Annotated in this window: 14 protein-coding genes; 12 read left to right on the forward strand and 2 right to left on the reverse strand. The window is 52.3% G+C overall.

Annotated features, from left to right (window positions below; genetic code table 11):
- Positions 1 to 47 precede the first annotated feature (47 nt).
- Positions 48 to 947: a GGDEF domain-containing protein gene (locus tag GF617_RS27270; RefSeq protein ID WP_304605711.1), complete on the reverse strand. Its 900-nt coding sequence runs from the start codon at positions 945 to 947 to the stop codon at positions 48 to 50.
- Positions 948 to 1,140: 193 nt separating this feature from the next.
- Positions 1,141 to 1,446: a hypothetical protein gene (locus tag GF617_RS23190; RefSeq protein WP_203452541.1), complete on the reverse strand. Its 306-nt coding sequence runs from the start codon at positions 1,444 to 1,446 to the stop codon at positions 1,141 to 1,143.
- Positions 1,447 to 1,978: 532 nt separating this feature from the next.
- Here GF617_RS23190 and GF617_RS23195 point away from each other — a divergent pair.
- From GF617_RS23195 to GF617_RS23245, 12 genes are all read left to right on the forward strand, one after another.
- Positions 1,979 to 2,935, forward strand: a complete 957-nt coding sequence (locus GF617_RS23195) for an IS110 family transposase (RefSeq protein WP_045334581.1) — start codon at positions 1,979 to 1,981, stop codon at positions 2,933 to 2,935.
- Positions 2,936 to 3,564: 629 nt separating this feature from the next.
- Positions 3,565 to 5,064 carry an SAVED domain-containing protein gene (locus tag GF617_RS23200; protein WP_045334577.1) on the forward strand — a complete coding sequence of 500 codons (1,500 nt, stop codon included), beginning with the start codon at positions 3,565 to 3,567 and terminating at the stop codon, positions 5,062 to 5,064.
- Between the two features lie 5 nt (positions 5,065 to 5,069).
- Positions 5,070 to 6,215, forward strand: a complete 1,146-nt coding sequence (locus tag GF617_RS23205; protein WP_045334576.1) for a hypothetical protein — start codon at positions 5,070 to 5,072, stop codon at positions 6,213 to 6,215.
- A 68-nt stretch (positions 6,216 to 6,283) separates the two neighbouring features.
- The gene (locus GF617_RS23210; protein ID WP_045334668.1) at positions 6,284 to 8,014 is read left to right on the forward strand and encodes a ThiF family adenylyltransferase; all 1,731 of its coding nucleotides are present in this window, start codon (positions 6,284 to 6,286) and stop codon (positions 8,012 to 8,014) included.
- Positions 8,004 to 8,498: a Mov34/MPN/PAD-1 family protein gene (locus tag GF617_RS27595; protein ID WP_045334573.1), complete on the forward strand. Its 495-nt coding sequence runs from the start codon at positions 8,004 to 8,006 to the stop codon at positions 8,496 to 8,498. Before GF617_RS23210 ends, GF617_RS27595 begins: the two co-directional genes overlap by 11 nt.
- Before the next feature lie 583 nt (positions 8,499 to 9,081).
- The gene (locus tag GF617_RS23220; RefSeq protein ID WP_203452542.1) at positions 9,082 to 9,774 is read left to right on the forward strand and encodes a DNA methylase; all 693 of its coding nucleotides are present in this window, start codon (positions 9,082 to 9,084) and stop codon (positions 9,772 to 9,774) included.
- A complete protein-coding gene (locus tag GF617_RS23225; protein ID WP_174341716.1) occupies positions 9,771 to 9,992 on the forward strand; it encodes a hypothetical protein in 222 nt (73 codons plus the stop codon). Before GF617_RS23220 ends, GF617_RS23225 begins: the two co-directional genes overlap by 4 nt.
- Before the next feature lie 52 nt (positions 9,993 to 10,044).
- On the forward strand, positions 10,045 to 10,467 hold the full coding sequence (locus GF617_RS23230; RefSeq protein WP_203452543.1) for a DUF1380 family protein: 423 nt from the start codon (positions 10,045 to 10,047) through the stop codon (positions 10,465 to 10,467).
- A 359-nt stretch (positions 10,468 to 10,826) separates the two neighbouring features.
- On the forward strand, positions 10,827 to 11,258 hold the full coding sequence (locus GF617_RS23235) for an antirestriction protein (RefSeq protein WP_203452544.1): 432 nt from the start codon (positions 10,827 to 10,829) through the stop codon (positions 11,256 to 11,258).
- Positions 11,259 to 11,299: 41 nt separating this feature from the next.
- A complete protein-coding gene (locus tag GF617_RS23240; protein WP_203452545.1) occupies positions 11,300 to 11,692 on the forward strand; it encodes a hypothetical protein in 393 nt (130 codons plus the stop codon).
- 47 nt (positions 11,693 to 11,739) lie between these two features.
- Complete coding sequence (locus GF617_RS27275) at positions 11,740 to 11,937, forward strand: hypothetical protein (RefSeq protein WP_239006594.1); 198 nt, start codon at positions 11,740 to 11,742, stop codon at positions 11,935 to 11,937.
- Positions 11,858 to 12,200, forward strand: a 343-nt coding sequence (locus tag GF617_RS23245) for a hypothetical protein (protein ID WP_203452546.1), incomplete at its 3' end; no start/stop codon positions are given. The genes GF617_RS27275 and GF617_RS23245, both read left to right, overlap by 80 nt.

A 12,200-nucleotide genomic window follows, 5' to 3' on the forward strand; every position in this document is an offset into this window, starting at 1 on the left:
GAAAAGGGCAGAAATGACCGTAATGCGCTGAAGGTATCTGAACAGAATTACGATACAGACCTTTCATTGCCAGCCAGTTCAATCCTGTTGCGTCCGTTTTCCTTTGCCCGGTACAGCGCCTTGTCGGTTTTTTTCATTAACGACTGCTGACTTTCCCCCTCTTTCCGGAAAGCAATCCCGATACTGACGGAGATACACTGACCATCATCCAGCCTGATGTTCCGGGCATTCCTGCAGATGGATTCTGCATAACGAATCGCCTCATACCGGGAAAGGCCCTCGCCGATCACCGCAAATTCCTCTCCCCCGATACGGAAAACTTTCAGGGCAGGTCCACTGATACCCGCCAGCTGTCCCCCGAATCTGGACAAAATCTCATCGCCGGCATCATGCCCCCACCGGTCATTGATGAGTTTGAAAAAATCAATATCGATGATCATCATGGACAGCTGTGTACTGGTCGTGTTGCTGAGGGTTTCCACAAAATAACGCCGGTTCGGAAGCCGTGTGAGTTCATCATGCAGGGCGCTGGTCTGCGCCACAGAAAAACGGGAATTCATCCGCAGGACGATCCGATAGACGCTAATAACGGTGAGAAGCAGTCCGGAGAGCTTCAACAAATCCTCGCAGAAGTAGCCCCCCCATCGCGGCTGACTGACGATTTCATCCATTACATCGAATGCCCCTGCACCGATCCAGAGTGTGAGGCCGTTAAGCGCCCCGTTCAGGGGATGTCCGTCAACGAAAACACAGGCAACATTCCACAAGGTAAAAATCAGGAGCAGCAGGAAGAAGAGATCAATATATAACCCCGGACTGGACATGATTTCACGGAAGGTACCCAGTGGGGAGCCTGCGCTGATGGCCACAAGGGCAGCAGTGGTGAGCGCCATACTGGCCCGGAGGATAACCGCCATCCTGAAGCGAACGGATGAAGACTGCAGCATAGTGAATTCCCATAGTGGATGATGTTTATAACCAGGCCCCATCGGGAGGGTGTTTTCGTGTACAGAACCAGGTCACCTGTTGCGGGGTAGCATCGGTGAGTAAACCGGGTCGATTAACTCTGACATCCGTCTTGCGACTGAGACTAAAAACCCCGCACTGGCGGGGTTTAAAAAAGTGGTGACATCTTAATCGTTAAGCCTTTTCTGGCGCATTTCCTCTTCCTGAACCGGAAGGATTGCCCGTCGTACTGGGCCAGTTTCCGCCATTTTCCTGCTGAATAAACTCACGAAGCCTGTGATTCATACTCTGTTTGTCTCCCGTGTTAATCAGCGTGCACAGCGTCATAAGTTCACCAATAGCCGCCTCATGTAATAACTTACCCTCAGCATGACGGTTAAGTACCGTCGAGAGATAAGTCTTCATTTCAGCCATTTCATCACTGGTGAACTGGAGGCTATATTCCGCTGATGCTTCCCTCATTGCTTTTGCTATGTCCATTTAAACCCCTGAGCGATTGAATATTCTGTACAACATACCCGAAACTAACACACACGATCCGCATATTGATTCCTCGAGCATCTTTTGACGCACTGCCCCGGAAAAACTCGCTGCGTTCGGGGCGGCTGTCAGGCTTAACGCAAAGCACATCAGCCAGATAAAGGTGCAAGCTCATGATCCCAGCATATTGTCACACCCGGATGATCGCTACAGCTACCAGAACGGGTTACAAAGGATGTCGGTTCCCTCCGTCTTCCTGCCGCCAGTCGGCGGCGAGCTTCAGCGCCGTGCCTTCACGCTAACCCGGCCGCTCCGTCCACAAGGGTTCACTCCGTCTCCATCCTTGTATGATCAGTATGACAATGAGAAACGTATACACTCATTGTGATTTACCTGATGTTGCAGCACGTTCTTCGTCCAGGGATATGAGCCCGAGGGTGAGCACCATTGCGCAACATCAGTCTCAGTATTAGCCCGAACAATTGCCTGGGCGTATAACGAGCCCGTATCTGCAAGGCAGGGAGAACTGAATATGAGTGATAAAACCATTGTTGGTATAGATGTAGCCAAGAACACTCTGGAAGTGTTTATCGACACTACCGGGCAGTTGCTACATCTGGAAAATTCAGCTTCGGGAGTTCATGAATTACAGAAAGCACTAAGCGGGCTTACTGTAGCTGGAGTCGTCATGGAAGCTACAAGTCGGTATCATTGTACTGCTGAATTAATGCTAAGTGCATCGGGTTTGCCAGTCGCTGTAATTAATCCTCGTCAGATAAAAAACTTTGCCAGAGCCATGGGTAGGGTGGCAAAGAGTGACCCAATCGACGCGAGAATTATCTGCGAATATGGTCGGCGCATGACCCCACAATTCAGGCCGATAAAAAGCGAGCAGCAACAGGATTTGGCCATACTGTTGATGCGTCGGCGTCAGCTGGTTCAGAACCGTGTAATGGAAACCAACCGTCTCAAGGAACTATGTGGTGTTTATATTGAGCAGGGAATCATGCGGCATATTAAATGGCTTGACGCTGAGATTGATATTCTGGATGCCGAGATTAAGCTACGGCTACGCCAGGATGATACTTTGGCTATGAAACGTAAGCTGCTTGATAAGGTAAAAGGTATAGGGCCAATAACACAGGCCACTCTTTTGATACAACTTCCGGAACTCGGCTCGCTTACGCGTCGACAGGTTTCAGCGCTGGTTGGGGTTTGTCCTTATGACAGGGACAGCGGACAACTCAGGGGAAAGAGGGCGATCTGGGGAGGGAGGTCAGGTCTGCGCGCGACTCTCTTTATGGCTATGCTTTCAGCAGTGCGTTTCAACCCCCAAATCAGGGCTTTTTACACTCGATTACTTGCAAGGGGAAAGCCCAAAAAGGTGGCTCTTACTGCTTGTATAAGAAAATTTATCACCATACTCAATGCAATGTTTCGGGATCAAAAAGACTGGATTTATGAGGGCGCTAACGGTCTAAACACTTAGTTATAAAATTTCTTACACTCGCCTGAGTCAGAACGATTTTATCAGGGGGATCCCTGAGAGTCCGCTTTGTGCCAGACTCGGAACTTGCTTATATCGTGCTATTTTAGTTTGTCGAGAGCATGTTATCCATTCCTCGCTCAAAGCGAACCATCCTGGATCCTTAGAGTGTTTTATTTTTTACATTAGACCCCAGCCGACGGCTCCGAAATGCCGCTTCTGGTGAGTCGGCTAAGCTTATTGGCCTGCCGGTTACTGCAGTCGTGTTGAAACACCGGCAACGCCGGGGGGAAGGGGGGACTAAGTATAATTACTGAGATGACTCTTATGTCTTGAATACACAGTCACTAATCTCACCTTTGATCAATATCATTTTGTTCAATAGTTGATCTTCCTACAGAAGTCTGCAGTTAAATGTTCTTTTTCAGAGATCGTCTGGGAATTAAAAAAATTTTGCTCTTCAGTTTAACTGATATCTGACTGACATTATTTTTGATTTGATATTAATATCAATTATTTAAATACAAATGAGTCGTTAATGAATTTCAGAACCTGTAATAATCACTGTCTTCTTGAACAGTATACTCTGACGTGATAGTTTCAAAATATTACTGTTATTTGGGACGAATCTCATGGCGACTTCTGTATTGGCTAACTGGCATGGTCATGATTATCAGGCTCGATATTTCTGGATTGAGGCATCCAGACTTAAAAATCCCGATCAGGGTTTCGTATCAGAAGTTTCCTATGAAGCCGACGGCCCTAAAGCTTTTGATGACGTAATTACACGTTATAACCCTCCCCGCCGCAGCACTGGGCCCGAACGAATTCAGGCCGATTACTATCAAATCAAATTTCACGTTACACAGGCTACAAGTTTTGGTTTTGAAGACCTGATTGACCCGGCCTTCATTGGCGCTAAGACCTTCTCAATTCTTGAAAGGCTACAAGAGGCAAAGAGCACTGCGCCTGCCAACTCTGCTTTTAATCTTGTCACGACAGATCGAATTATTGATGCAGACCCACTTGGTGAAATAATCAGCAATGTGGATGGCTCATTACGACTCGATAAACTGTTCGATGGCACGACTGACATTAGCCGAAAGGGAAAGGTTCGCAAGCTCTGGCGTGAACATCTCAAGCTCTCCACAGACCAGGAACTGGAGCAGGTGCTGACAGGGTTTTACATCCATCAGTCACAGCCCACACTTGAAGCGATGCGTGAAAAAGTTAATACCTGCTTCCAGATCATTGGCCTGATTACCTGCGAAACCAGTTCTGACTTTCGGTTCGATGCAGTTGCTCGTGCTTTACGCAGTCAGGGACGTTACCGATTTACACGTGAACAATTCACAGCCCTGTGCGTGGAAGAAAACTGGCTCAGGGCGGAACCACCTGAAAACTTCAGAAGTGTTGCGCTGCGCTCCTTCAGCGATGGGCCACTGGACATCATGGATGCGCTTCCGGAACACACACTATCTCTGCTTTCTCTCTTCGAAGGTCGATTTCCCTCCCCAGGCATTGAGTGGAATGATGTTATTAAGCCCCAAGTAGAAACCTTCCTCACAGGTATAAGGCAGACGGAGCGTAAAGTTCGGCTGTATCTAAACACCCACAGCTCCATTGCAATGCTTGCCGGAAAATGTCTTGGTCACAAGTCAGGCGTAGAAATCGAACTGGTCCAGAAAGGGAGATCGGGCGACTCTATCTGGTCTGAATACGAACCCCACAACGAACCTGCTGCGGTTATCGAGATCGAGACTATCGGAACCGGAAGCGATGTTGCAGTAGTGCTCAGCATTGCGAGAAATGCGCTGCCAAAAGCGCAAGCTTACATACTCGCAAATCAGCCTGACATAGGACGGATCATTCATGTCACCCCTGCAAACGGATACGGGCAACGATCTGTGAAAAACGGTTCACATGCCGTAGCGCTTGCCGAACAAATATCCGATGCCGTCACGGATGCAAATTTACCGGTTGAGGCAAGCCTGCATATTTTCAGCGCTGCGCCAAATGCCGTTAATTTTTATCTTGGCCAGCACACCGATTTTCTGGGGACATGCGTCTTTTATGAGTTTGACTTTCAACGCCAACGAGATGGCTCCTACCTTCCTTCATTTAAGGTTTAATCATTATGGAACTTCAACCTCAGTTCAACGAATTTTTAGCAAATATCAGGCCGACTGATACACAGAAGGAAGACTGGAAAAGTGGTGCAAGGACACTGCGCGAGCGCCTGAAGAATTTCGAACCACTCAAGGAAATTGTCGTATCAACGTTCCTGCAGGGCAGCATTCGTCGTTCAACGGCAATCCGTCCGCTCGGCGATAAACGCCCTGATGTTGATATTGTCGTGGTTACCAATCTTGACCATACCTTGATGTCTCCCACTGATGCAATGGATCTGTTCATCCCATTCCTCGACAAGTATTACCCGGGTAAATGGGAAACTCAGGGGCGCTCTTTTGGTATTACCCTCTCCTATGTCGAACTGGACCTAGTGATCACCGCCATCCCTGAGTCAGGGGCAGAAAAAAAACATCTTGAGCAACTCTATAAGTCAGAGTCAGTTCTGACTGTTAACTCTCTGGAAGAGCAAACTGACTGGCGCCTGAATAAAAGCTGGTCCCCCAATACGGGATGGTTGTCTGAGAGCAGCAGCGCGCAGGTAGAGGACGCCCCCGCTTCAGAATGGAAAGCGCACCCGTTAGTGCTACCTGACAGGGAAAAAAATGAGTGGGGCCGAACTCATCCTCTCGCGCAGATCAGATGGACCGCTGAGAAAAACCGCGTTTGCAACGGTCACTACATTAACCTTGTCAGGGCGGTGAAATGGTGGCGACAACAGAACAGCGAAAACCTGCCGAAATACCCTAAAGGCTATCCGCTGGAGCATCTGATTGGTAATGCGCTGAATAATGGAACCACCTCAATGGGCAAAGGTCTTGTTCAGCTGTTGGACACTTTTTTGTGCCGTTGGGCAGACATTTACAGCCAGAAAGGTAAGCCGTGTTTGCCAGATCACGGCGTTGAAGAGCATGACGTGATGGCGCGCTTATCAACCGACGATTTCTGTTCATTTTATGAGGGTATTGCGGGGGCGGCGGAAATTGCCCGTAACGCGCTGGCCTCTCAGGATCCTCAGGAAAGTGCAGAACTATGGCGTAAACTGTTCGGAGCCAAGTTTCCTTTACCCGGTCCTCAGGGCGGCGATCGCAATGGCGGATTTACAGTGCCAAGTAAACCAGCGGAACCACAGAAAACCGGGCGCTTCGCTTGAGTACAGTCATTCAGCAGGTGCCACGAGAGCTGCAGGCAGCGTTCACCCTTATCAATAATGATCCCAGGATGCGGACGAACAATGCCTGGGTGCTTTCTGCTGACAAGAGATGGTCGCTTAAATTCACCGCCAGGCTTTCCGTACCCGGCTCCAGCTTCATGCCAGACCACAGCGTCTGGCATCTGGTCCTCTGGCAGGAAGAGGCTCAGATACGCATAGAGGTCTATCCCGATAAATCGGAAGGTATATCTGCAACGTTTCAGCACCAAAACTACAACTTTTCGGATGCGTCTACCCGTGGATGGACATCAGGAAATCCGTGCCTTGAGAATACGCCCGCCGCATTTGGTCGTAACTTATGGGGGCAGGAACCCGAAGCATTACTCGACAGAATCAGATGGCGACTCAGCAGGCTGCTACTCTGGATTGACGCCGCTGCACAGGAAAAACTGGTTACAACCGGGGATGCTGTTGAACTCCCCGCCTTCCCCGGTCAGTCACCCTTTACTGTGATCGGTTTTAGCGAACAGACTGATGATCTCCCTTTCTGGACATCGAAAACAGGAGAATGGGGGTTTGCAAGCAGCACTGGATTGCCTGGTGCGAGCGGTACCCGCTTTTTGCGTGAGTTTTTTGATAACAAAGGAAAGCTAATCCGGACAACCAAATGGTCCCCGTTCATGCGCAGAGGCACGAGAACAACGAACGCTGTGTGGTCTGTTTTGCCTACACTCCCCGTTCTGGCTCCTTGGCAGGCACCCAGGACCTGGCAGGAGCTCAGCCATTGCTTCGCACAATGGGGGTTATCACTGCCGGACCTTTTTTCAGATATTGGGCGTTCTGTCAGAGCCCTGCGCAAGCAACGCGCGCCCGGATTACTCTTGCTGGGTTTTCCGCTGGAAAACAAAATTGGAGATGAGCCAGCGCGTATTCACTGGCTGGCGCTGCGTCTGACCGGTCTCAGTAATACGATGACAAAGCGCCCCGGATTCCGCCCAACGGAACGGAATCGCAGAGCTTGGGATCGCGAACAGCCACTTTCACAAGAGCCCATAAGGTGGGTGAGGACGCAAAACTGGGCTGCCGACCAGCTCAGAACACGTGGCGAAGCAGCCAACGACATTCGCAGTAAAAAGGTGCTGATAATCGGTGCAGGCTCACTGGGCAGTATGATTGCAGAAAACCTGATGCGCATTGGTGTTGTCAGCCTCGGCATTCTGGACGCAGACCTCCTACAGACCGGAAATCTTAGCCGTCACGCCCTGACAATGACGTCAGTTGGCCATAACAAAGCGGCCGCGCTGGTTGAGCATCTGAATCGTATTCTGCCTGACGCAAGTGCACGTTCATTCAGCTGCGCGTTTCCCCCTGAGAGTGAGGCCGCAAAAAACTCACTGCGTCAGTACGACGTGATCATTGATTGTACCGGTGATGATGGCGTTCTTAAGTCATTGGCGGCATTTGACTGGCAAGGTGAAAAAATATTTATCAGCCTGGCTATGACATGGCGGGCTGAAGGTTTATTTGCGTTTGCTGCCAGTGAAACAACGTTTCCGGTTACGGATGCTTCCAGCCGCTTCGACGCCTCGGCGTCACCTGAGATCAAGATAGATGAGGCGAGAATAGAAGGCATCGGGTGCTGGCATCCTGTATTTCCGGCCCGTGCCGATGACGTACAATTATGGGCGGCCGTCGGTACAAAATTCATTTGCCGGGTGGTCAGTGCGCCAGGGAGAATCTATGAATATTTTAAGCAGATGCCTGATGGCACTGTTGAGAGAGAGCCGCATGAGTATTAAAGATGTGACTTTTTCGAGAGAGGGTGCGCTTTATACGGTCGTTATTAGCTCCTCAACCATTAAGCAAATGGTTTCCGAATGTCTTAAAGCTGGCGTAAATGAAACTGGTGGCATTCTGATTGGCTCATACAGCGAAGACAGTTCTAAGGCAATGATCGTGGAAGCTACGACCCGTCCAACGGATTCACTCGCTGGACGGACGACATTTCAACGGGGCGTCAGAGGGCTGAGGCCTTTACTTCATGCTCGATGGAAAACGGGATTGTATTATGTTGGTGAATGGCATTTTCATCCAGGAGGCTCACCCGAGCCAAGTGGCGATGACTTCAGGTCCATGATAAGCATTGCAGCGAACCCTGACTACCAGTGCTTGGAGCCTGTAATGATTATACTTGGAGGGGATCCGGCAGGCTCATACAGTCTGAGCGCCAGTGTATTCCCAAGGGGAGACGCCCCCATCAGACTGCGAGAAGTACTGATTTAATATCCGTCCCCTTTGTTTTTCATCAGACCATAGTATTCAGGCCGAAACGCCACTTTTGCGGCCCGTCGGAGCCGCACTCTGCCGATTCGCGCAGTCGACAGATACTTAGGCTGGCCAGCGAACCGAGGCGTTCATTGTGTGCGGCGCCACTTAATCATCGGATCCATGAACGATTTCCGTTGAGATTCTTGACACAAACCACACACGCTTATAAGACCGATTTCCGGAACAAGAAAACGCGGGATTACAGGAACGGTCGCTTTCAGAGCGACCATTACCAGACTATAAAGCCTGTGTCATTACTATCTGCACCGCCGTTGATTCAAAAAGAATGCTGCCATCACTATCCGCATTTCGCTCATAACAGACATTCATCGCCTGCAAACACTACGCGTCTTTTAAACATCTTTCCTGTTTGACATCAAACACAACTGCTCACCCGTTCGCACCCTTCACGGTGCATTCAGCCCGTAAAGGGCTTGCGCTGCGGCTTGCGGTGTCGCCCCTGCGTCCTCCACTTTTCGCCGGGTTTTTGTGGCGGCACGGCGCAACAGGGTGCCGCATATCAGAGAGGAGTGTGTCTATGTCCCGTTTTATCCTGGGTGACTGCGTGCAAGTGATGTCGCGTTTTCCGGCGCGTGCCGTCGATTTTATTCTGACCGATCCCCCGTATCTGGTTGGCTATAAGGACCGTTCCGGCCGGACGCTGGCCGGCGATAACTCGGCGGAATGGCTCCAGCCTGCCTGCCAAGAAATGTACCGCGTTCTGAAAAATGACAGTCTGATGGTGAGTTTCTACGCCTGGAACCGCGCAGATCTGTTTATCAGCGCCTGGAAAGCGGCAGGATTCCGGATTGTCGGTCATGTGGTGTTTGCCAAAACCTACGCCTCCAAATCCACCTTTGTGGGCTACACGCATGAAAATGCCTATCTGCTGGCCAAAGGCCGTCCGCAGACGCCGGACCGCCCCATCCCGGACGTGATCCCCTGGAAATACACGGGCAATCATCACCACCCGACTGAAAAGCCGGTGCAGAGTCTGCGACCGCTGATTGAATCCCTGACCCGTCCTGGGGCGATTGTTCTCGACCCGTTTGCCGGCTCCGGCTCCACCTGCGTGGCGGCTGCCGAAGCCAGTCGGCGGTATATCGGTATTGAGATGCTGGAGCAGTACCACGCCGCTGGGGTGCGCCGTCTGGCGCAGGTGGAGCGAGCCAGACGGATGCCGGCCGCTAATGACGGCATGTTTTATCCCGATTATCCGGAGGCGGCATGAATTATCCGGGACTTGAAGCACTGCGCGCGGACGTTGCCGCGCTCAGTAATGCCATGTGTGACGTCAGGATGCTGCTTAACCGTCTGGAATCTCAGCACCGCCATGATGCGGCGACGCTGGCTGAACGGATGGCCGCCCAGACCCTGCGACGGATCAACACCCTGTTACTGGAGGCGTACCGCGAAGCCCTGGTACTGGATGAAACCTTTCAGAACTGACTGACCCTGCCGGGCGACAGCCCGGCCTGTGACCTGACAAGAGAGAAAACTGATGTTTGGAACCCGTGAAGAATTGTGTGTGAAGCTTGAAAATATGTTCACTTTTGATGAACCCCTGATCCTGCTGGTCTGGACGGAAGAGGGCGTAGCGGTGGCGTGCCGGGAGTGCGGTCAGCATCCCGCCGAAAAGGAAGTCTGGTCCCTGATGAAAAGGATTGGTGACATGCCGATGGCGGAATATCGCCGTGAAGGGGTAACGAATGCCCGGGTTTTTGAGCTGCTGATGCAACAGCGTGAAGAAGAAAACCGGCAGGTCAGCGTCACGGCAACACTCCTGTCCAGGGTGCTGAAACGCTACGCAAGTGACCTGGAAAACCGTGTCGGCCATGCGTGGGAGGCCGGACGACTGGAGCCAGAAAGTCTGCGTGAGGCGCTCAGTGATGTTCATTCCCTCCAGGCGCAACTGGCCGCATAAAGCATTCCGGGGGCCTGGCCCCCGTATCCGGAGCGGGGCCAGATAATGCGAAAAAGGAAGTCAGTTCCTTCCGCCTTTATCCGCCGCCACCCTGCGGGCAACGTCGGGACGGGGGAACCTCTCGGGCGGCAGGGTGCGGTGACGGCATGCGCCGTGACTTCACTGTAGCCCGGCCGCTGCGGCCGCAAGGGTTCGCTGTCGCCGCCATCCTCACCCGTTCTCGCCATAAACGGTGCATTCAGCCCGTTTATGTCTGCGCTGCGGCTTCCGGTGTCGCCCCTGCGTCCTCCGCTTTTCGCCGGTCTGTCGTGTCGTCACGGCGATGCCGGACCCGAGAATATGTTAACCGTGGAGGATGTATGAACCAGACCCTGACATGTTGTGATGCCGTTCGTCTTGAGGGCGCGCAGCGACTGACCTTTTTACCCGATCTCTTTGGCGGCGATTTTATGACGTCCGAAGCCTCCGTGTATGCCTATGCGCACCGTTATTGCCCCGAATATCAGGGCGGATTCTGGCACTTTTACCGCCTGCCTGACGGCGGCGGGTTTATGGCACCGGATACGCCGGAACTCCTGTTGTGTAACACCGCAAACGGCTTTGAGCAGACGGTCAGCGGGGAAGTGGCGGGGATCATCCTCACCGCGCTGGTACTGAATCACCGGAGCTGGTTTCACAGCAATCATGACCATGAGGAACTGTGCCGTCACTTTTGCCGCCGTCATGAGCAACTGATGGATTTTATCGACTCTCACCCTGACAGCGCCGCTATCTGGCGTGCCCTTGACTGACTGGCCACGGGCGGCGATGCCGCCCGACAAAAGGAGAAAACATGATTGGTACACCGAGAGAGATCGCCCTTGAAATGTTCAAATGTTCCGACCTTGACGGCGAGAAATGCGTGTTTGCGTGCTGGTATGGGGCAGATATTCGCAGCATCTGCCTTGACTGGGATCTCAGCGACGAGGACGTAAAACGGGTGCTGGAAAGACTGAATGCGCAACTCGAATGTGGTGGTGATTTTGGGCCGATACGCGGCATCGTGGACGACTTTCTCGATGAAAAGCGTGCGCTCCGTAGCGTGACGATCCCCGCCACGTCACTGGAAGTGGTCATGCAACTGGCAGGGAAGGAGATGGAACGGCTCACTTTACAGGGGGAAATCGATGCCCTGAAGGAAACAAACGATGTCATGCAGGGTCTGCGTCGCACTCTCTGCGCGTGACAGGATGCCGGAGGCGATGCCTCCGGCTAAAGAAAAAGGAAAATAAAATGCAGCTATCAGCCGAAACCCGAAACATTCTGCGCCAGTACAAAACCCTGATAAATCAGAGACGACAGGAACTCGGCCTCAGCCCCGTCACCACGGCTAAAGTGATGGATGAAATCTGTGAATCCGCCACCCGACAGTGCGCCGTGTATTTGTGCGGCCATTTCATTCTTCAGGGCGGCGAAGGCGATCAGCCATAACAGGTCAGGGCAGGGCTACGGCGCTGCCTGTTCGCGCGCTAAAACCCTGTCATCCCTTCGGGCTGACGGGCGACAGTGTCAGCGCCTGCGGCGCTTCCCCCGTCTGCCCCTGAAGAGGGAGCCGGAGTGGCAGGGTAAAAAAGTGCTGGCAGAGAAGAATGAACCGGGACAGCCTTCTGCGTGGGCGTGGGCGTGGGCGTGGGCGTGGGCGTGGGCGTGGGCGTGGGCGTGGGCGTGGGCGTGGGCGTGGGCGTGGGCGTGGG

The sequence above is a fragment of the Lelliottia sp. RWM.1 genome, assembly GCF_016859735.1.
Lineage (GTDB): Bacteria > Pseudomonadota > Gammaproteobacteria > Enterobacterales > Enterobacteriaceae > Enterobacter.

Coding starts and splice junctions, on each gene's coding strand:
- GF617_RS27270 (WP_304605711.1), bottom strand. CDS start 947: ATGCTGCAGTCTTCATCCGTTCGCTTCAGGATGGCGGTTATCCTCCGG.
- GF617_RS23190 (WP_203452541.1), bottom strand. CDS start 1,446: ATGGACATAGCAAAAGCAATGAGGGAAGCATCAGCGGAATATAGCCTC.
- GF617_RS23195 (WP_045334581.1), top strand. CDS start 1,979: ATGAGTGATAAAACCATTGTTGGTATAGATGTAGCCAAGAACACTCTG.
- GF617_RS23200 (WP_045334577.1), top strand. CDS start 3,565: ATGGCGACTTCTGTATTGGCTAACTGGCATGGTCATGATTATCAGGCT.
- GF617_RS23205 (WP_045334576.1), top strand. CDS start 5,070: ATGGAACTTCAACCTCAGTTCAACGAATTTTTAGCAAATATCAGGCCG.
- GF617_RS23210 (WP_045334668.1), top strand. CDS start 6,284: ATGCGGACGAACAATGCCTGGGTGCTTTCTGCTGACAAGAGATGGTCG.
- GF617_RS27595 (WP_045334573.1), top strand. CDS start 8,004: ATGAGTATTAAAGATGTGACTTTTTCGAGAGAGGGTGCGCTTTATACG.
- GF617_RS23220 (WP_203452542.1), top strand. CDS start 9,082: ATGTCCCGTTTTATCCTGGGTGACTGCGTGCAAGTGATGTCGCGTTTT.
- GF617_RS23225 (WP_174341716.1), top strand. CDS start 9,771: ATGAATTATCCGGGACTTGAAGCACTGCGCGCGGACGTTGCCGCGCTC.
- GF617_RS23230 (WP_203452543.1), top strand. CDS start 10,045: ATGTTTGGAACCCGTGAAGAATTGTGTGTGAAGCTTGAAAATATGTTC.
- GF617_RS23235 (WP_203452544.1), top strand. CDS start 10,827: ATGAACCAGACCCTGACATGTTGTGATGCCGTTCGTCTTGAGGGCGCG.
- GF617_RS23240 (WP_203452545.1), top strand. CDS start 11,300: ATGATTGGTACACCGAGAGAGATCGCCCTTGAAATGTTCAAATGTTCC.
- GF617_RS27275 (WP_239006594.1), top strand. CDS start 11,740: ATGCAGCTATCAGCCGAAACCCGAAACATTCTGCGCCAGTACAAAACC.